Genomic DNA, 25,107 nt, shown 5'->3' with positions numbered 1-25,107 from the left:
GAACCCTCCCGAATCCACTCGAGTCATGTCGAGCGGTGCTTCGCAACGCCCATAATTATAGAACTTGTCCCAGTCAGGGTCAAAATTGCGAACGAACTGTGAAGGAGTCATACCATGTGGATTTGCAAGTGCGGTATCGGTGATGAGGGGGTCTGTGTAGTGAGTAGTGATCGAAGGGCTTCCACAGCAAATGCGAGCACGCCAAACCACAAGGCCGCCTTCCTCGAACGGACAACGGCCTCGCACTTTTGCCTATCCCTCGCGGTGACGAGGCCGTGGAACTCCCTTCGCCCGATTAGAGGCGAAAACTCATGAACAAACCAACCGACAGCAACAGGCCGAAGATGGTATTTGTCTGAGCGGTGGCCTTCATGGCCGGCATCATCTGCATTGGCATGCGTTTGCCGACGAAACCTGTCACTGCCTGAATCGGCTTCGGAATGCTCAAAAAGACGACGAGTACCCAAGGGCTCGCGTAGCCGAACACGACCAATCCGGTGATCCACAGATAAGCCACGACAAACATCACGGCCAGCAGAGTTACGGCCCGCTTGTGTCCGACTAGGATGGCCAACGTCTTCCTCCCGGAGTCCTTGTCACCATCCAAGTCGCGGATATTGTTCGACATGTTGATTGCTCCGACCAAAATTGCAATCGGAACCGAGATCAGCACGCTCACGGTGTTAATGTCACCCGTTTGAATAAAAAACGAAATCAGGATGAACATGGCCCCCATCGAGAGGCCAGCAAACAGCTCGCCGAGTGGTGTATAGGCAATGGGCAACGGACCGCCCGTGTAGAGATAGCCAATCAACATGCCCACTGACCCGATGAGCGCCAGCCACCAACTGCTGCTCATGCACAGATAAACGCCGATGAGCAGTGCGACAAGGTAGCACAACAGCGCCAAGCGAAGCACGGTTTTCGGGTGCAGTCCGTCGCGGACGATGGCTCCGCCAATGCCGATGGAGTGCTCCGTATCGAGGCCGCGCTTGTGATCGTAGTATTCATTGAACATATTCGTGGCAATTTGGATAAAGAGACAGGATAAGAGCATCGCGACGAAGCGCAAAATGTGAAGATGCACAAACGACATGGCCAGCACGGTTCCAATCAGCACCGGAACGAACGACGCCGTCAGGGTGTGAGGACGCGTGAGCTTCCACAGCACTCGACCAAGCTGTCTGTCTTGTGAAACGTTCTCTTGTAGTTGCATAACATATCTCCTTTCCGTCAATATCTTACTATCCTCGTCAATAGATTGGGACAAGCCAAACGTCAGGTCAGGTGAGCAGTGTGCTGGTGTATAACGGAAACGAAGTCACGCGCGTGAAAAACCGACGGCCACAAGAAGGTGAGACCGTATTCTTACCGCTACTCAACCCCAACGAGACAGACATTCGTCGCGTCGTCGGCGATTTGTATCAGTGCCATGAGCTCGTGGTCGAGGACTGCCTTCGCGAGGATGTGCGTCCCCGCTTGCACATCCATCACGATCACGCTTTTTTTCCGTTCTTCTTCTTGAGAGACGATTGGAAACTAGTCGAGGTTTCCATCGTCATGGGGCCGAACTTCATCATCGCCATCCTCAAGGAACCGATGCCGTTTTTGTCGGAACTTGAGACAGAATTCACTAAAGCGCCCGAGAAAATGCATACCCCCGGGCGAATTCTCTACGAATTTCTCGATCTCTGCGTTCACCACTACCTCGACTTCGTCGACAACATCGAGGATACGGTCGACTTGATGGAATCGCAGATCTATGAGAACCCGCAGACATCGGTCGCATCGGACATCTTTTCGTTAAAGCGCACGCTGCATCACATCCGCCGGGTGTTCACCGACGAACGCGGCGTCGTCGAGGCACTCATGCACTCCGGATTCCCGTACACCCAAGAAAGCGAAAATATCTACTTCATGGACTTATACGACCACATCAACCGCATCGTCGACGACGTCGACAGTTTCCGCGATGCACTCTCCGGGCTGCTCGACTTGCAGATGGCCATCAAGAGTGATCGGATGAATTCGATCATGAAGACGCTGACCATCGTCAGTACGATGTTTATGCCCTTGTCGTTTATCGTGGGATTGTATGGGATCAACATGAAAGTGCCAGAGTACAACTGGCGATACGGGTACCTGTGGGTATGGGGATGGATTATCCTGTCCGTCGTCGGACTCTTAATCTACTTCAAACGGCGCAAATGGCTGTAACCGTGGCAGCGATTAGAGGTGCCGCACCGATGGTGACGGTACCTCCTCGCCCGCGTGCACATCGCTCACTTCTGAATCCTCCACGCGTGCGTGTACACGTTAAAAGACCTTCCCCGCACGAACCCGACGGCCGTGATGCCAAGTTCTTCGGCCATATCGATTGCCAGTGCCGTTGGCGCAGACCTCGCCACAACCACCCCAACCCCGATTTTGGCCACCTTCAACAGGACCTCCGACGAAATTCGCCCACTAAATGCAATCACGGTGCCAGCGAGCGAAACGTCTGCCTTCAGAACGTAACCATAAATTTTATCGAGGGCGTTGTGACGGCCGATATCCGTCCGCGCCAAGACGAGTTCCCCTGGCTTACACAATGCCGCCATATGAACGCCGCCCGTCTCGTGAAAGAGAATTGCTTTTTCGTCCATCGCGTCGAGCACGGAGAACACCTGGTCGGCCGTTAAGCGCACATCGTCGTCGACGTGCTTGGCGGTCACCGCGTCGTTGTGAAAATAGAAACTCTGCCTCCCCTTCCCACAACAAGATGCGATATACCGTTTGTTGTAGAACTCCTGATTAAAGGTGACTTTGTGCTTGGTCGTCACCCGTGCCGTCCCCATGTACCGGCTGATGGCCAGCGACTCAATCTGATCCGCGCGGCGGATAATTCCTTCCGAAGCCAGGAAGCCGACCACCAATTCTTCCATGTGTGCCGGCGTGCAGACGATGGTGGCGAGTTCGTTGTCGTTGACGAAGATGGTCAGCGCATACTCGGAAGCGATGACGTCCATCGCTTCCGTCCACGCCCCATCACGGTACTGTACAACCGGCTTGTCCATGCTCTGAGGCAAGTCCTGGCCCGGCTGCGCAGACAGTTCACTCACTCAGTCACGCCTCCAATCCGCTCTTCCCCAAGCGCTCGACCCATACCCTTTAAAAACGAGGTCAAGAAGGAGAGCGCGCGGCTCACGTCCGGATCTTGTAGAGTCTGAAGCGCGCCGTACACGCTAAACTTGTCCTTCGGCTGTGCCGCGCTGGCCTCTTCGAGACCGCCTGCCACGCCGGCGAGCACCGTATTCATCGAGTCCTTCGGAATGGCGCTGAAGACTTCGACAAGTGCCATGACGTTTTTGATCCCGCCGACGGTCTGATCTCGTTTGAACAGTTCCAACAGCACGCGCAATACGTCGTCCCCTTGTTCGACAAGCGCCCGCAGCAGAGGAATGACCCCGCGTTCTTCAAGGTCCTGTAACAGGTGGAGCGCCTCGACGATTCCCTCAGCCGTCTCGCCTTTTGCACGCTCAATCAGTTCACGTGCCTGTGCCGAATGATCTTCTTCGGCTCGAACAATCGATGTGGTTGAATTCGCCACGTTGTATTACCTCCCATGAAGCGTGCGTCCACTGTACGCACCGGCCATCCGGTAGACGAGGGCACGTACCGCACAGTCCGCATTCGTCTCTCTTGGTCCTTCTTACACTATGAAAGCGTAACTCGCGCAAGCGTAGAATACAAGACACGACGACAACTCACCGCGCGGGCTCTACCTGAACGGCCAGCCCGTGCAGGAGATGGCGCGAATCGAAGCCTTGCCGAGCAGCGCGGGATTTGAGCGTCAGTTCAAAAGGTCTCTCTCCAAACCGCTCCAAGACCTCGACTGCGTCCTGGCGACGCGGTTCCCAAAAATAGGCCCGCACCCCGCCAAGCAAGGCGCACAGACCTGCTCCCCGCCCTGCGTCGTACACCCGTTCACACGGCGTTGCAAAATACGCGCTCCAGCGCACTTGAAATGGTTCGATGTCGGAAACGACCGAGTGCACTTCGAGCAGGTCGTACAGATGCTCGCGCGGTGACAACCCACTCTTCTCTAACGTCCGCCTGCGCGCTTCGTCGGACTCACCCCATTCGATGACAAATGGCAGCTGATACTGCCGCCCGACCTGCTGTCGTGGAAAGAGCATTCGCCACGAGATGGTCTTCCCATCCGATCCCGTCCGCGAGGCGGCCACAGGCCCGTCGAAATCGAGGCCTTGGGCGCGCCACGCCTCGGCAACCGCATCCATTTGCGAAGTCCTCAACGCAAATTGCACAGCACTCTCTGCAGTGCCAAGCGCCTCGAGAACGCGTTGACCAAATTCCGTCCCTTTCGCGGTTTGGGCATCTCGTACAGCGATCCATTCGATATAAGGCAATCCGAAATAACAAAGCGAATTGTACGTGCCCCACTGCGGGTGCGTCCCCCCGGTGACCGTATGCACTCCCAGCGCATCAGAAAAATCCATTCGGACTTGCTCTGGATTATGCACCGCATGCAAGAGATGGTCGAATTCGAACACGTTTAGGCCCCCCAAGTCTTCTGCCCCCGTCTCCCAAGGCGTGCCGCGGGCCCCCGCACTCAGCGAAGGCGCGGCGGATTTTCCCGAACGCTTTGCGACGCCTCTTGCCAGTCGTGGACCGGTCGTTCACATGCGAAGTGACGGCACACGTAAACCGTGGTTCGCCCGTCCTGGACCGGATACACATCCACTTCCTGTACCCTCGCATCCGGCTTCAGCACGATTGCCTCCGGTTGAAACGTCTGGTGCCAGTTGTGTAGAAAGGCGGAAAGTGAGCGGTCTGTGCCGGCTTCGGCGAACACCACCTCCGTCGATCCCACCGCGACCAGCATCCCCGCCATCAACATGTAAAGATGCTCTGCCGGCGCCTCGTTGAGAAACTCCCCAAACGCGCCAAAAATTCCATCTACCTGTTCTGCGAGGTGGCTTTCACCGGTTATCGCGTAGAGCCGGCTGAGATTGTATGCGGCGACCGAATTGGCAGACGGCGTCGCCCCGTCGTACGCGGACTTCGGCGTGGCAATCAGGCGCTCCGCATCCTTTCCTGCCAGATAGTATCCACCCTCCTCGACGTCCCAGAACAAATCGTTCATCTGCTGCTGCCAGTGCATCGCCCGACGCAGATAGTACGTGTCCAGTGTCGCCTGGTAGACCTCGATATACGCCCATACGAGGTATGCGTAATCGTCCGCGTAAGCGAGAATGCCAGACTCCCCTTCGCGGTACCGCGCCAGAAGGCGACCGTCGTGTCGCACCAACTGTTCCTCGACAAACGAAAGCGCGCGAACGGCATTGCCGATGTACTCGTCGTCTGCAAACGCCGCTCCGGCCTTTGCACTCGCCGCAATCATTAAGGCGTTCCAGGCCGTCAACACCTTGTCGTCCGTACCAGGCGGCGTGCGATGCGCCCGCCACTCGAGCAACAGTTCGTTCGCGGCTTCCATCTTCGCAGAGAGTTCGTCCACGGACAGGCCGCGTGACGCTGCGAAGGAGGAGATCTCCACATCGATCAGGTTCGGCACGCTGTCCCCTTCAAAGTTCCCCTCTTCCGTGACGTCGTAAAAGGCACAGTACATCTCCCCAAGCTCTTCTCCGAGCGCCGCCCATATCTCGTCCGGGCGCCACACGTAGAACCGGCCTTCCTGCCCCTCCGAGTCGGCATCCTGCGCAGCGTAATACGCGCCCTCTTCAGAAGTCATCTCGCGCGACAGGTAGCTCATCGTGCGCGTGACGAACGATTTGAACGTCTCGTCCGCCGTCGCTTGATACAGTTCCGTCGCCGCGAGAACACCCAAAGCGTTGTCGTATAGCATCTTCTCGAAGTGCGGGACGCGCCACAGCGCGTCAGTGGAATAGCGGGCTAGGCCGCCGCCGACGTGATCGTGAATGCCACCTCGAATGATGGAGAGCATCGTCTTCTTCGCCATCTGTAAGGCGTCTTGCTCACCGGAGAAGCGGTGATACCGCAAGAGGAACATCAGTTGGTGGAACGATGGAAACTTCGGCGCATCACTAAATCCACCGTACTCGGGGTCAAACCTGGATTTCAGTTGGCGATACGCCTTCTCTATCGCAGGACCTGGCTGAAACTCGGCAGGCGCAGCCGCGAAAATCGGCTGCATACGGTTGGTGATGTCTGCACTGGCCCGCTGGATGGTATCCGCCTCGTTCGCCCATTTGGTGGCCAATTGTTGCAAAATGTCGATGAGTCCCGGCCGCCCGTACCGAGACGTCTTCGGAAAATAGGTCCCGGCGAAGAACGGATGACCCTCAGGTGTCATGATCACCGTCAGCGGCCAGCCGCCCTCACCCGTGAGCGCTTGGCAATACATCATATAGACGTGATCGATATCGGGACGTTCCTCCCGGTCAACCTTAATCGCCACGTAGTGCTCGTTGAGATACTGCGCTACTTGTTCGTCTTCAAACGATTCGTGTGCCATCACATGGCACCAATGACATGTGCTTAGAGAAAACGACGTTAGCTATACCCAATAGATAAAAAGATAGGCTTATTTTCGCGCTTTGCTGTTTCAAAAGCCTCATCCGACCAAGGATACCAGTCAACCGGATTGTACGCATGTTGAAGCAAGTACGGTGACTTTTCCTTGGCTAATCTATTGGGTACATTGTTCGTTGTCATCGGGCACCACCTCCTTGATATTGGGATAAACTCGGTGTCAAAGCATTTCGTATTGTAACCTTACCATGGTTTAACGATGCCATGTTTTTTAAATTGTATCAGTTGCGGAAAACAGGCCTGTACCCATGAAGTACAGCTCTTGTGTCCTAGACACCGTTGACTACATTTCATCGTACACATAGCCAATACGAAATCCCCAGGAAACGCACACTGATTATTTCTCGCGATTATATTAACGCATTGACCCATTTTATCGGAGACTCTTTCGGTTACATCGAACGAGCATCAGAATGTTGATGTGTAACAGGATCATTGAAACGTTTCACCCAAAAAATTACCAATTTTCTGTTCAATCGGTATCGCTGAGTTATGAACCTAGGTTGCGGCAAGGCTCATAGTTTCACACATCCACCAACTCAGCATTGGGCAATCCGCCATATGCGTTGTGCTTATAGCTCCGCAACCAATTCACCCAAAACTATATCTATGTCCCACGTATTCATATTTCCAAAACATTATGGTATTATCGAGCCGAATCTCTTGTTGCTAAGTCAGCGAGCGCACGCGTCAGTCCAAGCCCCGGCATGGTGATGTCCTGTTGCCAATCCCAACCCATGTCTCCCTTCCTCATATACATGAAGCTCAAATGGTACATGGTGTTTCGCCAGGGAATGTGCTGCAAATACAAGACAATGTTCGACGGGTACTGAACTGTCGTTAGCTGTATGCCACAAAAAAGTTGGCGGTGTATTAGACGTTACCGATAGCTCACTGGAAAGTCGCCTGCATAAGTCCTCCGGTGGGGCTCCCCGAGCAAATTCTCTACCGTTCTAAGGTGACGCAACGACTCGGAGAAGGATATAACCGGGAAACATAGGACGAGGAGGTCCGGTCGCGAACTTAACCGGTCTATCTCATCAACTTCGTAGGGCCTTCTGCACTATACTGTGTGCCCACAGTCGATGCGAGATGTCCACCTGCTGAGAATCCAAGCACCCCAACTCGATCGATCAATGCTGAAGGCCGCAGCATGGAACCGAACGTAACGGATGGCCCGTTCTAGATCCAACAAAGGTGCTGGATATCTGGTTGGTGCAACACGATAATTCAGGACGAAAGCCGAAATGCCTATAGTGTTTAGCCAATGACCGATAGGTCCACCCTCATGCTCAGCTCGGTGGCTGTAGCCCCCGCCCGGACAGATAATTATGGCCGGGGCCCGTTGCACAGACGAGGCAATGTACGGAACAATGGTGGGAATGTCATCGGTGTTTGTCTCCATGGCGAAATCAACAGTTTTCCACAACGGGACAGGTTGCCCGTTGAATTCTATGTATTGTTGATGGTTGGTCATCCAGTCATCCTCTCGTATGATTATGCTAAAGGCTTACGGACGACATCCGCAAGCCTCGAAAAGATTCAATAGTGGACTGTGCGATGATGGTCATAGTGGTGCATGACTTATGGACGAACAGCCCCGACATTGCATTGAGATTCTTTTCCCATACTTCTCTAATATAAGCTTTGTGTATTTAGCCTATAATACTTATTACATTGCATTTTGTCATAGGGTTTACGCTTCTAAAAGTGAAGCGGAGTCCTTATCGAGAAACAACGTAAAGTCAGAGTGTGTTTTTAATAGTGTTGCTGGTACCTGATTTGTGAGTTCACTATACATAAATCGTTTGACGGCATTCGCCTTAGAAATGAACGGAACACAAGATACAATCGTCTTACTTTGCATGATCTGATACGGAGTCATCGTGACAGCTTGACTTGGAACCTCTTTAATTGAAGAAAACCACCCTTCACGGACTTGCTGTTGTTTACAGCCTATATCCAAGTTCACAATGATGTACGCTTCCTTAGTATCGAAGTTTGCCGGTGGATCGTTAAATGCGATATGTGTGTTTTCGCCAACTCCAATAAGTGCCACGTCAATAGGCTTTTCGCGGATTTCATCCGTCAACTTTCGAATGTTGGCTCGAACGTCACCGTCGGTTTCAACAAAATGCATTTTATTCATATCCACTTTATCAACAAGCTTCTCCTGTAGATATTTTCTGAAGGATGCAGTATGTTCTATAGGAAGACCTATATACTCATCCAGGTGGAGCTTCCACGCGACTCCAGTCGACGTCCAGTTGAACAAGAGCGCCAAGTGTACTTAGCTGAGAAGCACCTGTCGAGAGCAAAAGACGCGCGTAACCTTGATCCGTTATATACCTATTCAAAAGATCCGCAGTAAACGAAGCCGCGGCCAGACCTAGTTCATCGGGTGTATCATAAATTTTCACTTCCATTTGCTTTCCCTCCACTTACTTGGTAGATTTGCAGCTCGAGTCAATCGCCAGTGTGTTACCTAAATGGACGATAAATACTTGTAAATGGCATCTTGCTTAAAGGTCACATTGCAATATTGGCTTACATGTGTCACATGTGTACCGTAACAAATTACGGTACACTCTAAAGATACACAGCCACTTAATAGTAGTAGCTGCTTAGAAGAACCCATATCTATCAACAAACCACTCTTGCCTCCACAGCCTGCGAAGCGTCTTGGCACATGGTAGTGACGCCAACAAACAACCACAAATACTCGTACCTTTAATAGCTTTATAAAAGTTCGGTGTAAAAGCGACACTTATCCCCCCGAACCACGGAACGACAATATTCCACGATGCGACCCGTGGGGTCATACGCAGTACGATCTACCAGCAGCGCTGGAAAACCTTTTTTGATATTTAGGTACTTCGCTTCATAACTCTCCAATTACGATTGGTTCAAACGACTCGTTCGCCTTTGTCACACGAATACCGTACTCTTGTTGCATCAGACCATACAGAGAATTTTTTCCAACAAACTCACAGTTATTCCTGGTACGATATCGGACGTAATGTAATAAATTTCCAGTATAATCGGTTCTAATTCCGCGCACCGTACACGTTTCAGTTCCACGACAGGTAATCCCTAAGCGACATCCAGTTTCTGGGCTACATGTCCAAAGACGGTAATTAAGCTTAATCCCAGAATAACGTCGTTTTGTTGAATACCTTTGGCCTTAAGTACGCTACTGAAACTATAAAATGCTGATAAGGGTTGTTCCAACTTTGGATAGGAAACAAACGTCCCCTTGCCCTGCGCTCGGTACAGAATTCCTTCATGCACTAGATCCTCCAAAGCCCCTCTTGACCGTGTTTCTGCTAACATTGTATTGCTGCATAAGCTTGTGCTCATGAATCAATCCTATCCCCGGGGCCGGGATATCCGGACTCAATTTGTTCCCGCAGAATCTCCTTCAGTTGATAGTAAAGTGGAATATCACAGCACTCTACCTCAGTCTCTTTTTTATTTGGTTGTAATTACGTTTCCATGTGATCGTCTCTTGATGTATATTAGATATGATCATCAACATGCCCATTTCGAAATATTAAAGGTATGAATCGAAGAATTTGATAGTTTTTCGCCCGCTGAACTCGTGGCCCCCTTCAAAAAAGTCTTTGTGTAGGTTCCCTGATGCACCCACGAATCTGTAAATCTCCTGCAATTCGTTGTACGCTTGTGTGGTCGCTCCGATTGGAAACCCATCGTCATACACTCCCGCTTCAATCAAGACGGGCCGAGGCGCGATTAATCCCGCTATATCTGCAAGGTCGGCGTATTTATAAATACCCGGGATGAATTGAGAACCGCAAAAATTTGTCTTTATAATTGCATATTCTTGGTATGTTGTTAGCGCACAAGAAATCACGGCAGCCCTAATTCGGCTGTCTAACGCAGCAAGATGCATGGTCAGTGTACCACCGAGGGGCAATCCCATACACCCAATTCTCTCTGAATCGACATCTGGCCGAAGAGTTAAATAGTCAATCGTTCGCATTAAATCCCATATATGCAATGAAATAAGGTTATATCCCATCAGTAAGCCGCGGATGAAGTGAACATTACAACTGTCCCGTCCAGAATATATTTCTTGACCTGTTCTCTCGCCAAAGTTTCGCAAATCTGGGGCGATCGCAACATACCCAGCCCGAGCCAGTTGCACCGCATAATCATAATTGTACTGTCGAATAACTTCTAAATGCCTTTGGGAAGTAATTATACCTGTAACAGAATCTTTGCCAAACGGTCCATGACCGTGTATGCACAAGACGGCACGATGTTGAACGTTCGGGTCCAAATCGGCACGTTTGACAATAATAGCCGGGATCGATGAATAATCGTCAGCGTCAAATATAACTTTTTCTTTGACCAGCCCGTCTTCCTCAGTTGCCCATACAGTAGAAGGGTTTAGGTCCACTGGTTTATACGGCGTGCCAAGTAAGTCAATTATCTTCGAGCGTAAACTGCTTTGCCACTTCTTTACGTCACCTCCGTTATACTTCATTGATGGGTGGACTTCGCTCCCGCGTTTAATAAAGTACTCATAAATTGATAATTCTCTACCATCCATTATCGTGCCTCCTCGACATTAACAGTGCGACAGATAAGGACTAGAGAAGGAGATCTCCAATGTATTAATAACCACCACACAAAATACCGTGCGAATTCCGCGTCATTTAAAATACGGGTCGTCCTTTGTGTAACTGAGCGCAAAATTGAGGATACCGGTTTAATAGAATTCGCCCGACTGTCACAAACAGGTGTACACATCAGGCATCGCTGTTCAGCTACGTCATAAATTACCAAGTAACGAATAAATTCAGTACGAACGATATATTATGATGACTCCAGCCTATTACTAGTTAGTTAAAGTTGGGTGATCGGTAGACCTCTATACCCTTAACATAGGTAGCCAAAATATGCATATTCTCGTCAATCACGAGAAAATCTGCATCTTTTCCAGGCTCTAACGTGCCTTTTCGGTGGTCTACACCAATTTGCCGCGCGGGTACCTCAGTCAATGACGGTAGAATCTGTTCCAAAGGACACCCTGTGAACTGTATAGCGTTCTTTAGCGCTTGCATGGTTGTTAACGAACTACCAGCAAGCGAGTTCCCATCTTTTAAATAAATTTGTCCATTCGTCATTCTAATTTTTCCGTATTCCCCATCTGGCAAACCGCAACAAGTTACAGCATCCGTAATTAAACAAATATTACGGGAAGATTTAACTTCGAACAATAATTTCACGGTAGCAGGATGAACGTGAATACCGTCGGCAATTAGTTCCGTTGTAAGTTCCTGTAGCATTAGTCCGGCCCCGCTTACGCCCGGGTCCCGATGATGAAAAGGACTCATCCCATTAAAATGATGGGTAGTATGGGACACACCGTATCCAATGGCTTCAACTACCTGTTCGTAGGTGGCATCTGTGTGTCCAGCGGAAACCGTTACTCCTCGACTGTAAAAATTCTGAACAGCCTCCATTCCCCCACTGATTTCAGGGGCTAACGTGACAAGTCTAATTAGATTCTTTGATGCCTCAAGATAGTGCTCCAACTCATTGACAGACGGAGTACGAATTTCCTTCTCATTCTGTGCTCCCCTTCGTTTTGCGTTGAGAAATGGCCCTTCCAGATGAACGCCAAGGATTTCAGCTCCGGATACTCCCGTTTCCATGGCCCTAGTAACACAAGTTAACGCCTCAGTAATAGCATCCTTCGACGCTGTTTCCGTCGTAGCTAAAAAAGATGTGGTACCGTGCGCCGCATGAAATCTACTAATTTCATCAATGCTTCTATAATCGGCATCCATGACATTAAAACCATTTCCTCCATGAACATGAATATCTATGAAACCAGGAAGTAGTGTTAACCCGCTTACGTTAATTACTTGAGCACTATTCTCAGAGGTAAACCCAAGTTCCAATTGCTCTACGCTTTGGATTGTTCCATTTGGGTTCACAAGCATCATCGCACCATTAATGACTCCTTGCGGGGTGTACAGTTTCGCATTCTTCCATAAGGAATATAATTCATTCCGCATATATTCAGCCCCCAACTAAAGTTCTCCTGAATTCATAGCCAAATGGGCGGCACCGTACACCCCTGCTGAGTCCCCCAATGTACTAGCAACAATTTTTGGATGGCCACTGTTGCCATATATGCTGTAGATTCTCTCTCTAAGTGGACGGAGCAAAATATCGCCCGCTGCGGATACTCCGCCACCGATAATGATTACTTCCGGGTTCAAAAGAAACACTGCGGTCGTCAATTTACTCCCCAATTCAGTGCCGATAAATTGGAACAAAGATAAAGATACATTGTCTCCGTGAATCGCTGCCTCGCAGACGTCCACTGCAGTTATAGGGCGATTCAATAATTTCAAACAAGTATCCACCCCTCCCTTCACAGCTTCCTCAGCCAATCGCACGATTCCGGTGGCGGAAGCAATGGTTTCTAGGCACCCTTGCCTACCACAATTGCAACGGAAAGTCTGCCCCGGAACAAAGTCATGACCGATTTCGCCAGCACACCAATCACTTCCCTTAACCAATTTCCCATCCACCATAATGCCTGCTGCCAAACCAGTACCAAGTGTTACGCAAATTACATCCTGATACCCTTTTGCTGCCCCAACCTTACTTTCCCCCAAAGTATAAGTACGTACATCATTGTCCACCTGGACATACGTTCCCAGCCTCTGAGACATTTCTGAGGAGATAGGGACATCGTACCAACCTAAATTAGTCGCTTCCAAAGCAGTTCCTTGTTGGGCGTTCACTTTACCGGGAACTCCCATGCCAACCCCGGCTAATCTTAAGTCAGTAGCAAATTGCATCAGAATACTCTCAATCGTGTTTGTTAGTTCATCAAAAAATTCTCGGGGGTTATTCGTTTTTGGGGGAAAATGTGGCTTAGTGGTTGCTATTACAGTCTTCGCTATCAAATTGAGATCTCTATTAAACAATCCGATTACTGTGTTAGTTCCCCCGATATCGACACCAACGTACACTTCTTCCATACTATTCACTACTTTCCCTGATTTGTTGCGGTTAACGTGTATTCACCTGTCACACACATTAGCACACAACACGAATCTTGAATATTTAAAATGTTATGTTAAGTATTTCAAGTTTAAGAACGCACAGTCCTGCCCATGGTGAGACTCCCCCAAAGCGGTCCTCCGCTAAGACCTAGTACTACAAGTCTTCTAGACTGTTACCCTCCCCTATATCCTCTCTCCCGGTTCTTACATTATACTGTTACTGAACTTGCGTTCTGTTTCAGACTGCGCACGTAATCATCCATTACTATCGTATTTCCTGTGTTTCTTGACTCTTCCGCTGCAAACACAATTAGATGACTTCTTGCGGATTCTAACCCCGAGGTAGTACCGTTTTGAACCTGACCATTTGCGACTTCTTGAACGAAATTCTGCATAATGAGAACATCTGCACCATCATGCCCCCCCTGTACCTGCTGAGGACGAATCTTCTCATACTCTCCAGAAAAATGTTGGATTTCGATGTCGTTTTTTAAAGAGTGACCACGAAGTTCTCCAGTGGTTCCCATTATTTTGAAGGAACGGCTTATCTGGTGAGTGAATGCAGTCATAGTGAAGTTCACTGTCACTTCATTATCAAACAAAAGATTGACGACTTGATGGTCCACAACATCATTATCACAACGGTAAACACAACGACCGTAAGGCCCATTACGCAAAGCGTTCATGCGGGCCTCCAAGGTTGGTTCCAAAGACACCACTTTTGATGGCCATTCATCTCTTTCGTTGAGGTATAGTTTAATTGCCGAATAAGGACATTCATGTTCAACACGGCAACCATCCGTACATCTCTCTGTTGAACCCTCCGGTGCATTTTCTGACCTAAAGTGGGAAAGCCTCCCAAAAGACGAGACACTTTCACACTTACCACCAATGAGCCATTGCAACATATCCATGTCATGGCAGCATTTTTGCAGAAGCATAGGAGAGGATAGTTGGGAATTACGCCAGTTCCCCCTCACAAAACTATGAGCGTGGTGCCAATAGCCGACATTCTTAGCCCACTGTACTGACATGATTTTACCTATTTTCCCGGAATCTAAGAGCTTCCTGAATCCGTGACGTGGATTTTCAAGAGGACGACAAAAATCGCGTGAAATCAAGTAAAATGGCGCTATCAGATGGACGAATCTACCTCACCTACTTGGTGGTGCCTTCATGCGTTTTGTGATCGAAGAGTCAGATGAAATATTGACATCCCATTCTGGACTTTCTCTGGTTGGACTGCTCCTTGGCAAGACTCAACTATCCGCACGTCTCAGCCCTCCCTGTCCCAGGGCGCGCGTATACGGAAATTTCGAATCGAGATGTTGCCTACGCCTACCTGGGCCTCTTGTGTCAGGGGAAGAGCGACTTTGACCACATTGAGCCGTTGCGTCAGGACGAGTTCTTCCCTGAAGCGTTGACCATTTCCAATGTACCGTCGAGTCCAACACTACGCCAACGCCTGGATCTCGTAGCACCCGAAGAAAAATGTGACTGGCAATCGGTTATCCTCGAAGAATCAGCTGACCTATTGAGCAAGGTGGGCGTGTACCTTGCACCCATTGTACTGGGGGATGGGCATCGTGAATATCTACCGCTTGACATTGATGTATCCCCATTTGACAACTCAGGAACCAAGAAGGAGGGCGTGTCTCGTACCTATAAAGGGTGCGACGGATACGCGCCGATTTTCGCTTACTTAGGACAGGAAGGATACGCCGTTCACGTAGAGTTCCGAACGGGAAGTACACATTGTCAAAAGGGGACCGCCGCGTTTCTGGCTCAGAGTATCCGCTATGCTCAACGAATTTCGGACAAGCGCCTACTCGTACGCTTAGATGCGGGAAATGACAGCGTAGAAAACTTAGTCGTATGCAGGGCCGACGAAACCTCGGCCGACTTTATCGTGAAGAAGAACCTACGTAAGGAGAACCCGAATGCGTGGTTGCTGACGGCTGAGCAACACGGTACCTACACAGAGCCCCGTGCAGGGAAGAAGGTGTACAGAGGGTCCATCCTGTCTCCAATGAAGGGATTAGAAAAACCGGTCCGGATGGTGTTTGAAGTGATTGAACGCACGATCCAGAGCGACGGTCAAGCATTACTCATCCCGAGCATTGAGGTAAACGTCTACGTCACGAGCTTGCCAGAGGCTCCAGAGGTGATCATCGACCTGTATCATGCACATGGAACGATGGAGCAATTTCATAGCGAGATCAAGACAGATTTAGATTTGGAACGGTTGCCCTCGGGGAAGTTTGCAACGAACGACCTTGTCTTGCATTTTGGTGTACTGGCATATAACCTGTTGCGCATCATCGGACAGGAGAGCCTGAGAGAGCAGGATGCACCGATTCGGAAGAAAGCAGAGAGGCGACGCATACGCACCGTGATCCAGAATCTCATCACGCTTGCGGCGAAAATGACGAGACACGCGAGGCAGACACGGCTACGATTCGGACGAGGTAACCGGTGGTTGCCCGTGTTTAGGCGACTATACGAAGCATTTGGATGAAGAAGGGAAAGAGCGTCCGATGTATCCACATGTGAATGCATCCCTGAAACGAAGGGGTTATTCACCTGTGGACAAATTCACAGACTCCTCTCTTCACATGCAAAAATGAACCACTCTGTTGACTGCTCGCCGACGCTTGGAGTCATGTTCAAAACTACCTTGACCAGTCCCTACAGACGTCACGGATTCAGGAGCTTTTTAACCTTCCTAAAAAAGGTGGAATACCGACTCACGTGACAAATTTTTAAAATACGTTGCTGACAGTCTGCCTCCTCTGCCATAGTTATGGCCTCCAAGGGATCGGGAGACATGGGTTTTTCTAATAGAATATGGTATCCCGCACGAAGAGCCGCCATAGTTGGCTGAAAATGATCTCGATCTTGCGTACAGATTAACATTGCCTCGCATAGCTTTGGTTGGGAAAGCAACTCCTCCCATGATTCAAATTGCATGTTCTCCAGGATGTGGTGAAGATCGGAAAATAGTTTTCGACGTTCTTCGTTTGGCTCCGCGACTGCTACAAATTGAATTCGGTCAGGTCTCTTAAGTGCATACGACGCATAAGCGAACATCCCTCTGTGTCCAGCTCCTAGTAAGGCTGCTCTTATCACAATACATCACTCCTTAAAATAATTTATATTTAGAATCACTAGCGTTGCATAAAGGAATTTATGGTTTGTCAAGTGCTTCGAGTTGTCAGAATGTATAGATGAAATGTTTGGAAGTTTCATGATTTAGACAACACCAACATGAAAAAATCTCCTTAGAATGAGAAGTACAGGTAGTCCTGTCCAACTCTCTCTAAGGAGACCCACCATGGACAAGGATACCACGAAATCGGCGTTCCGGGAGTATGTTACCCCGCTGAATGTCAGTACCATATTGCAGGAATTAAACCGTCTCAAGATGGAGCGGTACGTTAAGAAGCTCGGTGTCATCTCATTCATCCGGCTCGTCGTCTTCGCCCAGGTCAATCAAATCCCGTCACTGAAGGACATCAGTTTGGAGTTGGAAGCCAATGAATCCCTCCAGAAAGAACTGGCGCTAGACTCTATTAGTGCTTCCCAGTTGTCCAGGAAGTTGCGAGAAACGCCGTCATACTTTCTGGATTTCGTGTTCCGTGAATGTGTCGAGCAAATCACTCGCCAGGTCGGTGCAAAACGAGCGAACGAGAAAATGCGACGGATTAATCTGGTGGACTCATCGACCATTTCAATGTGTGTTTCACAGTATCCTTGGGCAGAGTTTCGCAGTACTAAAGCTGGTGTGAAACTGCACCTGCGTCTGGTATTTCTAGACGATCAAGTTGCGCCAGATAAGGCGATCCTCACGCCCGCCAAACCTGCGGACAAGACACAGATGGATGCGTTAGTGGTCGTAGAACCGAATGCGTTGAACGTCTTTGACCGTGGCTATGTGGATTACCGTAAGTTCGATACGTACTGTGCAAACGGAACGAAGTTTGTCACTCGGCTCAAAGATAATGCGGTCATTCACGAAGTCATTGAAGAGCGACAGGTACCGTCCGATTCACCGGTTACGAGAGAAGCATTGGTACGCTTGGGGAGTTATCCAAATTACGTGATGGAGCACACCCTGCGGTTGCTTGAAACCACGGACAATGAAGGCAAGCGCGTCGTGATACTGACGAATGACATGACGATGGATGCAGAGCAAATCTGTGACGTGTACCGAAAGCGTTGGCAAATAGAGTTGTTCTTTAAATGGGTCAAGCAGCACCTGGTACTCAAGCGCCTATACGGTCATAGTGAAAATGGCGTGTATAACCAACTGCTCATTGCACTGATTACGTACTGCCTGTTGATTCTCTTGCAAGCGAAGGTGTCCCACAGCGGCAAGCTACTTGAGGTTTACAAATGTCTACGTCTCTATTGGGACCGAGCCTTTTCTGAGTTTGTGAAGGCGTTGTACAAGAAACCAGGTCGAACATCCAAGGGACGACGACGATGCAAGGTGGAAGACATCTTTGAGCAAACGGTGCAGCAGTACATAGAGCGTGAAACGGAGCATCTTGAGACCGTTATCTACGACCTAATCTAACATTCCTGATTATGGATATTCGGACTACCTGACATAGGGGTATTGACCTTTTAGACCATAAGCCACGGAAACAAAAAATCCGAGTATTCAGTCCGTAACTTTGAACGGCAATTCACCCTCTCTTGACAGGCTCAGAGAAGTTTTATGCAACGTTAGTGATTTAGAATAGAAAGAAAACATAATGCAATCTTTAACTGTATGTTATGGATAAATGCATGAAACACTTACTTATCTCGAAGGAGCTCGGAAATCGTGACAAATCTATTCTCCGCAATAGACGTATTTGCGGCAACTCCAATTAAACAAGACATCGAACCCGCACGAGAGCCAGCGACATGACCTAAAGGATCCGACACGTCTGAGAGAAACAGATGGTCCCGCAATCTTTGGTCGCTCCCCCCGTGCATACCATTTTCTATCGGAATCTTAAATGTTTCACCCCCTCCGAATAACGGGTAAAACCGAATACAATATGAATCCATGTCCGCGCCGGTGTATGGAGTGCTCTCCCAATTTAAACGTCGACGAATTGTTCCCTGACGCCGTATGCCGAGATCAGTCTGATTCTTCTCCGCAATAAAAGCTTCTGGTTCAAAGGCTTCCAATCTTCCTTTACTACCATTAAACGCTACACGCCAACCTTCGAATGATGTTGCAGCTGTCAAAGAATAGACCATTTGAACATTATTCTCGTACCGAACAATTAGAGACATGGAATCTTCAATATCGGTATCCTCTGAATAGACGCATTGGTCTCGATAATAACCGTCATAATTCTCATTTTGTAAGTAAAGTGATTTAAACTCTGTCACGGAAACATCCAGATAAAACTCACAATTATCTTTGACATTACAGGTTAGACACCGTTGCCCGTGCCCTGGTTTCCTGTTCGGCACATAATATTGGCGTGACCCCATTGCGGCAACTTCCACTGGATCCATGCCTAACCACCAATTGATAAGATCAAAGTGATGGGTCGCTTTATGAACTAACAGCCCACCTGAATTTTCCTTTTTTCGATGCCAACGTCGAAAATAATCAGCCCCGTGGACAGTGTCGAGGTACCAATGAAACTCAACAGAATGAATTTCACCAATGATCCCCTCATGCAACAGTTCCTTAATCTTTGTGCGATGCGGTACGTAACGCGCATTGAATGTTACCCGAACTGTTCTGCCAGTCTCAATTTCAGCAGCAAGTATAGCCCTACACTTTTTTGCATCGATAGTCATAGGTTTCTCTGTAATCACATCCTTTCCACGTTTCAAGGCTCGAATAATAAATTCGTCATGGAGTGAATCTTTAGTCGTTACAATGACCGAATCGCACGGCACGGAGTCGAGCATTTTATCAAAATCCGTAAACGTCTGTATTTGTTCACCCAACTCGGTCTTTGCAAACATCAACCTTCCTAAATTGTTGTCACAGATGCCGGTAAGTCGAGCCGTTGTCTGATATTCATTCACCAATGGTTTCGCCCACATACTGATGCCCCGGGAACCAGTGCCGACTACACAATAATTTTTAATCATTGGATTCACCTCTAACAAAAATTCACAAAAAGCATAATAAGCAAGTTACGTCGGATTCCGTAAATCCCATCGCAGATTAACGTCCGTGCTCGAGACAACCACTATCAACACCGTTTTGAATTTAACTCCGTTCCATTTCCCACGCATGTCGGCTTATAAACACACAATTGCTCAGACGAGAAGAACTGCAAATGGAAACATTGACCAAAACGATGAAAACATTGGTTTTGTTGTTATCTAGGTTACTTATTGTTTTCACTCATCCTTTTCTACCTTGAGTTGCAATACCCTCAACGAGATGTCTTTGGAAAATCACAAACACTATAAGCACGGGTATTACAGAAAGAATGGACATAGCAAACAATTCGCCCCATTCACTAGTTCCTTTGTTCGTCAGGAACATACTCAAGCCTCACGGAACCGTAGATAAGTTAGGTTTTGACAAGAAAATTAACTGACCGAAAACATTCCAGGTCCAATAAAACGCAAAGATGGAGACGACAATCAATGCAGGTTTGGTTAAAGGTAGGATCACCGATCGGAATAAACGAAAAGTACTGCAGCCATCTAGAAATGCGGCCTCATCCAAATCTTTTGGAATACCACTAATAAACTGGATTATAAGATAAATAAAAAATGGAGCAGTCCCAAAAAAACTTGGAGCCTGACCATAGGGACACGATCTTTACATTAAATCACCACCACTCACCACATTAATATTTGAATATTTCAATAATTAATACAACTCAATCGAACCATCAACCTTTGTTTGGAACAATTTTATTTCAAATATTTTTTACTATTCGAAATAATTTTATTATTTTATTTTTCTATTTGGAGGGCGATCTAATATTTAACTAATGGTAATCGTCCCTGTGCAGCACACGATAAACATGATGGTCCCTTTTGGTTCTATCCGGAATGCCGATTTTCTAGGCGACTGTTTCATAACACAACACTAAAACAGTCACGCATCAGCATCAGAATACACAATCTGCCCCTTACAAATAGTTTTTAGAATCTTAATGGGCCCACCGCTCTCTATTTCGTCCGCATTGTATATCATTACATCTGCAGGGCCACCTTCACATAAGGTCCCTACACCCTGATGCGCAATATCGAACAGTTCCGCGGCATGAAGTGAGGCCATATTTATCGCTTCCCCTAAATTCGAAATACCAAATTTAACCATATTTGAAATTCCTACGTATAATGGTGTTGCGGAGCCAGCTAAAATATCATGTGTATGGGCCAGATGTAACAAGCCACTCGGTTCTAAGACAACTTCACCATTGTCGTATGTTTTGTAACGACCTGGTAACATGCCACATAATTGGGACGCATCGCTTGTAAGAATCGCTTTTCGCCCTTTGGTTCGTACCATTACCTTTAGAGTTGAAGGTGGCAGATGAAAACCATCTGGAATAAGTCCAGCCCACATGCTGTCGGCTGCCAGTTGAGCCCATATATAGTTGGGATGACGCTTTATATAAGGATGAGCACCATTACCTAAATGGGTAGAGAGAGTAGCACCAGCCTCTATAGCACGCTGAATTTCTTCTTCTGTAGCAGAGGAATGGCCAATGGCAGCAATTACGCCGCAATCCACAAGTCTCTTAATAAATTCAATGGCTCCCGGTTTCTCCGGAGCTAAAGTCACCTTCTTTATTCTTCCATTGGAAACTCGTTTCCATTCTAAAAACTCATCCCAATTTGGGTCACGAACCCAATCACGGTTGTGGGCACCGCGTGGCCCATCATCAACTGAAATAAAGGGGCCTTCTACGTGAATTCCAATGGTGGAGTACTCCATAAAACCATCAATTTCGCACGCTCTTGTTATAGCATGAATACTGTTTAGCATTCTATCCTTTGTTCCAGTGATAACGGTAGGGCAAAACCTAGTTATCCCATATGTACGAAGTGTATTCAGTACTCCTAATGCAGTGATCGGTCGGGCTGCTATATCATTCAGGTTAAACCCTCCGGCCCCATTTACTTGTATATCAATCAGTCCTGGACCAATCCAAACATTTGACCGTTGATCTGAAGACTCCATTCTCTTAATACGCCCATCCTCAGTACACGTAATTACAACTGTATCGCCAGTTATCCAATGTCTACCTGTCCACTTCATTTCAAACACAGCCCCTCCGCAGTGTATAGTTTAGCGATTTTCTAACTAATTCAATCGAGTAATACCAAAATTCATATTTAATAACAGGCGCGTTAGAATCCAGCTCACCTCAACATAAATTTTAGAACTATTATTTAACACGGCATTTAAATAAGTTATTACTTGAGCGTTTTGCAGAATTGCGTTTCTCTGTGAAACCAAAAAAGAATCAATACCGGTTTGACGGTTTTCATTTACATTTCTTGTTTGTTTTTTCTAGTTTCCACATGCCCTTGTCGGTAGCAGAGCGCCAAGAATCGTGTCAGATTAAGCCGTTTTCAGTGCACTAGCTGTAAACAATCGCATTGAGATACGCGTATGTGGTGACCTTCTGAATGCCACGAACGTGCACATCGTCGACTGTAAGATTTTCTTTGAGCCGGGAATTACAACGCTCCACCGACGTTCGCTCGTTGTAGAGATCTATCCAACCCCGCATGTTTCGGTGCGGGTTCGCGTAACGCCTAACATCTTCCGCGATGCTTTTCTTGACTACCATTCCGTAGTTGGAGTCAGAACAAGCTGCGATTCCAAGCGGGCAATCAACTTTACCAACGGCATGCGGACAGTGGAACTTTAATCGGTCACCGTCGGCTCCCCAATACACCATGTCGTAGCCCATGGAGCAACGAGGTGTGCCATCGGATGCCATGCCTGCAGGTGGTTCCTTTTCTCCTCGCTTATTAAGTGCGATGATTGCCTGCGTATCATAGCCACGGGCGCCTTCGTAGTTTTTCACCTGGTCATACCCAGCATCCATCATGACGTATCTGACCTTCCAGCCGTAGTTTTCGACGACATCTTCCATGAGTGGGATTGCCATCTCACCGTCATAAACGTGGGCTGGTGTGACCCCCAAGGCTACCGGTAACTCGCTGGCGGTATCCACTGCGAGGTGAATTTTGCAGCCGAACCACGTGAGCTTGTTGCCAAATGTGTCGTACTTGGCACCCCAGTTGGCGTTACCCGTTTCTTGGATACGTGATTTCGGACGCTTCTTCTGATATGAACGAGGATGTCAAGCACCACTACAACTCCCGCTGTGCCACTGTTCTAAAACAGGGATTTCGCGTTGCTTCACATGGAGTGGCGGCTCCGATAGGCTGATTCGCCATACGGCCCTTCCGAGGCGCTCGTCCGGCATCACGTCGGGGCCGCAGAGGCTCCATGTCAAGCAACTAACCTCGAAGACTCGGCACGAAGGCAAAAACTTCTCGACGGTGAGCATTCTGATATTCGTGGGTTGATTACCACAGTTAATCTCTCCGTCTAGAGGACCTGCCACGAACTCATGGCGTGCGTTCGGTTCGCGAGGGCAATACCTAGCACAAGAAGAAAACGTGGGTTATCCTCCTACGGTTTACACTTTTGCCTTCGAGCCCAGTCTTCCAGTTTTCTCATTCAAGGTTCCCGGTGAACGCGGAAGTATAATTCTATTGGTTAAGCTTTATCTTTCTGCATTTGGCGTGCGATTGCCCACATGAACCCAGCTAATTCACGAGCGACTGCAGTTATAGCTTGATTAGAAGGTTTCCCTTTACTGACAAGGCGTGTGTACTTGTTATGGAGTCGATTTTGGGCCTTCCATGATATTCGTTGGACCTCAGCCGGCTGACCCTGTTGTCGTTTTCGAATTTCTCCTTTAACCGCCGGTCGATAGCGGTAACTCCAGGCTGACTCAACCAGTACCCGTCGTAGATGTGTGTTTCCTGTCTTTGTAATTCTTCCTTTGCGTTTCACGCTACCGCTCGAGTGTTCACTAGGCACGAGCCCTGTATAACCCATGAACTGACGCGGATTCACAAACCGTCTAAAGTCACCGATTTCTGCTACAATCGTGACTGCAGTGGTTTCCTTTACTCCTCGAAGAGATTGCAGTGCTTGGATAAGAGGGGCATGAGAACTTGTCTCTGCAGCATGATGAATCTCGGTCTCTAGTCGTTTGATTCGTTGCTCCACCTCATCTATGGCATGGAGATACTCGCGAAAAGTCACGTCTTCGTATCGATTTTCAAATTTCAAGGTGTCTAGCCATGCCCGATATCGAGTCTTCCAGGTGGTCATTTTTTGTTTGGGCTTAATATCGTGACGAAGCAAAAACTTAGATAGACGGTGGCGCGCACGCAATTGGTCTTCTTTTGCATCCTCTCGCGCTCGTACTAAGTCTCGAATCCCTTCATCTTCTCTTGTCGGAACGTAGACTGGTGTGAGCTCTCCAGCTCGAAACAACTGAGCTAATCTCAATGCATCTCGACGATCTGTCTTAATTCGCTCACCTGGCCGTTTCGGAATGAGGGTGGGTGCAACGACGATGCATCTAACCCCAAGTTGGGTAAGTAAGCGTTGTAACTCATAACCCGTGGGACCAGCCTCATAACAAGCTTCGATTTCACTTGCGTTTCCGAGCTTTGAAAACAGTTTGCGTACAGCTTCCGGAGTATTGGGCACTTCTCCGTAATATCTAGCCGCCTCACGACTTCCGACATCTGCTATGGCCACCGCAATGAAATCCTTTGACACGTCTAAGCCCACGACTTTTGTGATATCCTTCATATTATCGGCTCCTTCACAGTGTAGCTCTGGTCGGTCACATCTACTGGTAATTCTCTTTACTCAGCAGTATGGCCACTAACCTACGAGAATGTGACATGGAGCCGAACCTCGTTCATGATAACTCATAGGCACCAATCGCTGTACTGTCAATTGCAAGATGAGTTCCGTCGATGATGCCGGAATCTTCGCATTGGCTGACCAGGTCAATGAAGAGTTCCTTAGCAAGATCTTTATCCACTACAGCGTTGAAGACTCGACTGAGTGTGGCAATTGACGGGGCGAGTTCATCCAACCTAAACCCGCATTGGTACCGGAAACGCAGGTCGCTATCCAAACGCTTATGTAACTTGGTGAAGGTTGAAATTCCCTCAAGCGGAGCAGCCAGCAACGCTCGCAAAATTGATTCACGATTGATAGGTTTTTGCACCCTGGGGTGATGAATTCCTCAACTTTGCGGCATATGGCTGAAGATCCAGGGCAGAAAAGAACAGTTCAAGCCGTTCACTGGGTTCGATTTCTAGCCATTGCTCAAAGGAAAACAGAGACTTTTGGAGAAGATACAAGTGGACTTCCCTCCTCGGAGATTTTTGGTTTGGTCACTTGAAATCTTCTCGAAGTTGGGGTGAAGTCCTTTTTTATGTT

Annotated in this window: 19 protein-coding genes and 6 pseudogenes; 4 read left to right on the top strand and 21 right to left on the bottom strand. The window is 48.3% G+C overall.

What is annotated here, in order from left to right; all coding sequences use genetic code 11:
- Window positions 1-295: 295 nt before the first annotated feature.
- The gene (locus NZD89_RS11710; RefSeq protein ID WP_268007887.1) at window positions 296-1,216 is read right to left on the bottom strand and encodes a 1,4-dihydroxy-2-naphthoate polyprenyltransferase; all 921 of its coding nucleotides are present in this window, start codon (window positions 1,214-1,216) and stop codon (window positions 296-298) included.
- Between the two features lie 86 nt (window positions 1,217-1,302).
- On the opposite strand from NZD89_RS11710, the gene corA reads away from it, so the two are divergent.
- The gene (gene corA, locus NZD89_RS11705; RefSeq protein ID WP_268007886.1) at window positions 1,303-2,217 is read left to right on the top strand and encodes a magnesium/cobalt transporter CorA; all 915 of its coding nucleotides are present in this window, start codon (window positions 1,303-1,305) and stop codon (window positions 2,215-2,217) included.
- Window positions 2,218-2,282: 65 nt separating this feature from the next.
- Here the strand turns inward: corA and fdhD are convergent, their stop codons facing one another.
- The 8 genes and pseudogenes from fdhD to NZD89_RS11670 all read right to left on the bottom strand — a co-directional run bounded on the left by fdhD (window position 2,283) and on the right by NZD89_RS11670 (window position 8,728).
- On the bottom strand, window positions 2,283-3,056 hold the full coding sequence (gene fdhD, locus NZD89_RS11700) for a formate dehydrogenase accessory sulfurtransferase FdhD (protein ID WP_268008469.1): 774 nt from the start codon (window positions 3,054-3,056) through the stop codon (window positions 2,283-2,285).
- A gap of 41 nt (window positions 3,057-3,097) precedes the next feature.
- Window positions 3,098-3,589, bottom strand: a complete 492-nt coding sequence (locus tag NZD89_RS11695) for a helical membrane plugin domain-containing protein (RefSeq protein WP_268007885.1) — start codon at window positions 3,587-3,589, stop codon at window positions 3,098-3,100.
- Between the two features lie 157 nt (window positions 3,590-3,746).
- Window positions 3,747-4,553: a VOC family protein gene (locus NZD89_RS11690; RefSeq protein WP_268007884.1), complete on the bottom strand. Its 807-nt coding sequence runs from the start codon at window positions 4,551-4,553 to the stop codon at window positions 3,747-3,749.
- A gap of 59 nt (window positions 4,554-4,612) precedes the next feature.
- Window positions 4,613-6,496, bottom strand: a complete 1,884-nt coding sequence (locus NZD89_RS11685) for a thioredoxin domain-containing protein (RefSeq protein WP_268007883.1) — start codon at window positions 6,494-6,496, stop codon at window positions 4,613-4,615.
- A gap of 38 nt (window positions 6,497-6,534) precedes the next feature.
- Window positions 6,535-6,696 (bottom strand): DUF255 domain-containing protein, encoded by a 162-nt coding sequence (locus NZD89_RS11680; RefSeq protein ID WP_268007882.1) that lies wholly within the window; start codon window positions 6,694-6,696, stop codon window positions 6,535-6,537.
- 665 nt (window positions 6,697-7,361) lie between these two features.
- Window positions 7,362-7,430, bottom strand: a pseudogene (locus NZD89_RS11675) (hypothetical protein); the annotation flags it as partial.
- 206 nt (window positions 7,431-7,636) lie between these two features.
- Entirely contained in the window at window positions 7,637-7,978 is a 342-nt protein-coding gene (locus NZD89_RS29310; RefSeq protein WP_326492943.1) for an alpha/beta hydrolase, read from the bottom strand.
- Window positions 7,979-8,269: 291 nt separating this feature from the next.
- Window positions 8,270-8,728 carry a 6-phosphogluconolactonase gene (locus NZD89_RS11670; RefSeq protein ID WP_268007881.1) on the bottom strand — a complete coding sequence of 153 codons (459 nt, stop codon included), beginning with the start codon at window positions 8,726-8,728 and terminating at the stop codon, window positions 8,270-8,272.
- 45 nt (window positions 8,729-8,773) lie between these two features.
- Here NZD89_RS11670 and NZD89_RS11665 point away from each other — a divergent pair, with 45 nt between their 5' ends.
- Window positions 8,774-8,944 carry a hypothetical protein gene (locus tag NZD89_RS11665; RefSeq protein ID WP_268007880.1) on the top strand — a complete coding sequence of 57 codons (171 nt, stop codon included), beginning with the start codon at window positions 8,774-8,776 and terminating at the stop codon, window positions 8,942-8,944.
- A gap of 368 nt (window positions 8,945-9,312) precedes the next feature.
- Here the strand turns inward: NZD89_RS11665 and NZD89_RS29585 are convergent.
- The 5 genes and pseudogenes from NZD89_RS29585 to NZD89_RS11645 all read right to left on the bottom strand — a co-directional run bounded on the left by NZD89_RS29585 (window position 9,313) and on the right by NZD89_RS11645 (window position 14,746).
- Window positions 9,313-9,654 (bottom strand): annotated as a pseudogene (locus NZD89_RS29585) (UTRA domain-containing protein).
- Window positions 9,655-10,126: 472 nt separating this feature from the next.
- Window positions 10,127-11,149, bottom strand: a complete 1,023-nt coding sequence (locus NZD89_RS11660) for an alpha/beta hydrolase (protein WP_268007879.1) — start codon at window positions 11,147-11,149, stop codon at window positions 10,127-10,129.
- Window positions 11,150-11,441: 292 nt separating this feature from the next.
- Window positions 11,442-12,623, bottom strand: a complete 1,182-nt coding sequence (nagA, locus tag NZD89_RS11655; RefSeq protein WP_268007878.1) for an N-acetylglucosamine-6-phosphate deacetylase — start codon at window positions 12,621-12,623, stop codon at window positions 11,442-11,444.
- Between the two features lie 15 nt (window positions 12,624-12,638).
- Window positions 12,639-13,601, bottom strand: a complete 963-nt coding sequence (locus tag NZD89_RS11650; protein ID WP_268007877.1) for an ROK family protein — start codon at window positions 13,599-13,601, stop codon at window positions 12,639-12,641.
- A gap of 233 nt (window positions 13,602-13,834) precedes the next feature.
- Window positions 13,835-14,746 carry a Gfo/Idh/MocA family oxidoreductase gene (locus tag NZD89_RS11645; RefSeq protein ID WP_268007876.1) on the bottom strand — a complete coding sequence of 304 codons (912 nt, stop codon included), beginning with the start codon at window positions 14,744-14,746 and terminating at the stop codon, window positions 13,835-13,837.
- 55 nt (window positions 14,747-14,801) lie between these two features.
- Here NZD89_RS11645 and NZD89_RS11640 point away from each other — a divergent pair.
- Window positions 14,802-16,143, top strand: a pseudogene (locus tag NZD89_RS11640) (IS1380 family transposase).
- Between the two features lie 179 nt (window positions 16,144-16,322).
- On the opposite strand, the gene NZD89_RS29580 reads toward NZD89_RS11640, so the two are convergent.
- A complete protein-coding gene (locus NZD89_RS29580; RefSeq protein ID WP_369125244.1) occupies window positions 16,323-16,754 on the bottom strand; it encodes a Gfo/Idh/MocA family protein in 432 nt (143 codons plus the stop codon).
- 205 nt (window positions 16,755-16,959) lie between these two features.
- Between NZD89_RS29580 and NZD89_RS11635 the strand changes: the two genes are divergently transcribed.
- Entirely contained in the window at window positions 16,960-18,204 is a 1,245-nt protein-coding gene (locus tag NZD89_RS11635) for an IS4 family transposase (RefSeq protein WP_268003651.1), read from the top strand.
- Window positions 18,205-18,428: 224 nt separating this feature from the next.
- On the opposite strand, the gene NZD89_RS11630 is transcribed toward NZD89_RS11635, so the two are convergent.
- From NZD89_RS11630 to NZD89_RS11610, 6 genes and pseudogenes are all read right to left on the bottom strand, one after another.
- A complete protein-coding gene (locus NZD89_RS11630) occupies window positions 18,429-19,736 on the bottom strand; it encodes a Gfo/Idh/MocA family protein (protein ID WP_268007875.1) in 1,308 nt (435 codons plus the stop codon).
- Window positions 19,737-20,148: 412 nt separating this feature from the next.
- Window positions 20,149-20,385: pseudogene (locus NZD89_RS29575) on the bottom strand (ABC transporter permease subunit); the annotation flags it as partial.
- A 318-nt stretch (window positions 20,386-20,703) separates the two neighbouring features.
- Window positions 20,704-21,873, bottom strand: coding sequence for an N-acetylglucosamine-6-phosphate deacetylase (locus NZD89_RS11625; RefSeq protein WP_268008468.1), 1,170 nt, complete (start codon window positions 21,871-21,873; stop codon window positions 20,704-20,706).
- A gap of 325 nt (window positions 21,874-22,198) precedes the next feature.
- Window positions 22,199-22,921: pseudogene (locus NZD89_RS11620) on the bottom strand (transposase); the annotation flags it as partial.
- 431 nt (window positions 22,922-23,352) lie between these two features.
- The gene (locus NZD89_RS11615) at window positions 23,353-24,465 is read right to left on the bottom strand and encodes an IS110 family RNA-guided transposase (RefSeq protein WP_268004949.1); all 1,113 of its coding nucleotides are present in this window, start codon (window positions 24,463-24,465) and stop codon (window positions 23,353-23,355) included.
- 121 nt (window positions 24,466-24,586) lie between these two features.
- Window positions 24,587-25,028, bottom strand: a pseudogene (locus NZD89_RS11610) (transposase); the annotation flags it as partial.
- Between the last annotated feature and the right edge of the window lie 79 nt (window positions 25,029-25,107).

This window comes from Alicyclobacillus fastidiosus (assembly GCF_026651875.1).
In the GTDB taxonomy this organism is placed as follows: domain Bacteria; phylum Bacillota; class Bacilli; order Alicyclobacillales; family Alicyclobacillaceae; genus Alicyclobacillus; species Alicyclobacillus fastidiosus.
Note: the sequence above shows the minus strand (reverse complement) of the source record. Positions and strands in the feature narration are given on the sequence as shown.

Bases quoted from the DNA above. Each gene is read 5' to 3' on its own strand.
- fdhD (WP_268008469.1), bottom strand. From the start codon at position 3,056: ATGGACAAGCCGGTTGTACAGTACCGTGATGGGGCGTGGACGGAAGCG.
- NZD89_RS11710 (WP_268007887.1), bottom strand. From the start codon at position 1,216: ATGCAACTACAAGAGAACGTTTCACAAGACAGACAGCTTGGTCGAGTG.
- NZD89_RS11680 (WP_268007882.1), bottom strand. From the start codon at position 6,696: ATGACAACGAACAATGTACCCAATAGATTAGCCAAGGAAAAGTCACCG.
- NZD89_RS11650 (WP_268007877.1), bottom strand. From the start codon at position 13,601: ATGGAAGAAGTGTACGTTGGTGTCGATATCGGGGGAACTAACACAGTA.
- NZD89_RS11660 (WP_268007879.1), bottom strand. From the start codon at position 11,149: ATGGATGGTAGAGAATTATCAATTTATGAGTACTTTATTAAACGCGGG.
- NZD89_RS11685 (WP_268007883.1), bottom strand. From the start codon at position 6,496: ATGGCACACGAATCGTTTGAAGACGAACAAGTAGCGCAGTATCTCAAC.
- NZD89_RS11630 (WP_268007875.1), bottom strand. From the start codon at position 19,736: ATGATTAAAAATTATTGTGTAGTCGGCACTGGTTCCCGGGGCATCAGT.
- NZD89_RS11625 (WP_268008468.1), bottom strand. From the start codon at position 21,873: ATGAAGTGGACAGGTAGACATTGGATAACTGGCGATACAGTTGTAATT.
- NZD89_RS11635 (WP_268003651.1), top strand. From the start codon at position 16,960: ATGGACAAGGATACCACGAAATCGGCGTTCCGGGAGTATGTTACCCCG.
- NZD89_RS11665 (WP_268007880.1), top strand. From the start codon at position 8,774: ATGTTCTATAGGAAGACCTATATACTCATCCAGGTGGAGCTTCCACGC.
- NZD89_RS29310 (WP_326492943.1), bottom strand. From the start codon at position 7,978: ATGGAGACAAACACCGATGACATTCCCACCATTGTTCCGTACATTGCC.
- nagA (WP_268007878.1), bottom strand. From the start codon at position 12,623: ATGCGGAATGAATTATATTCCTTATGGAAGAATGCGAAACTGTACACC.
- NZD89_RS11615 (WP_268004949.1), bottom strand. From the start codon at position 24,465: ATGAAGGATATCACAAAAGTCGTGGGCTTAGACGTGTCAAAGGATTTC.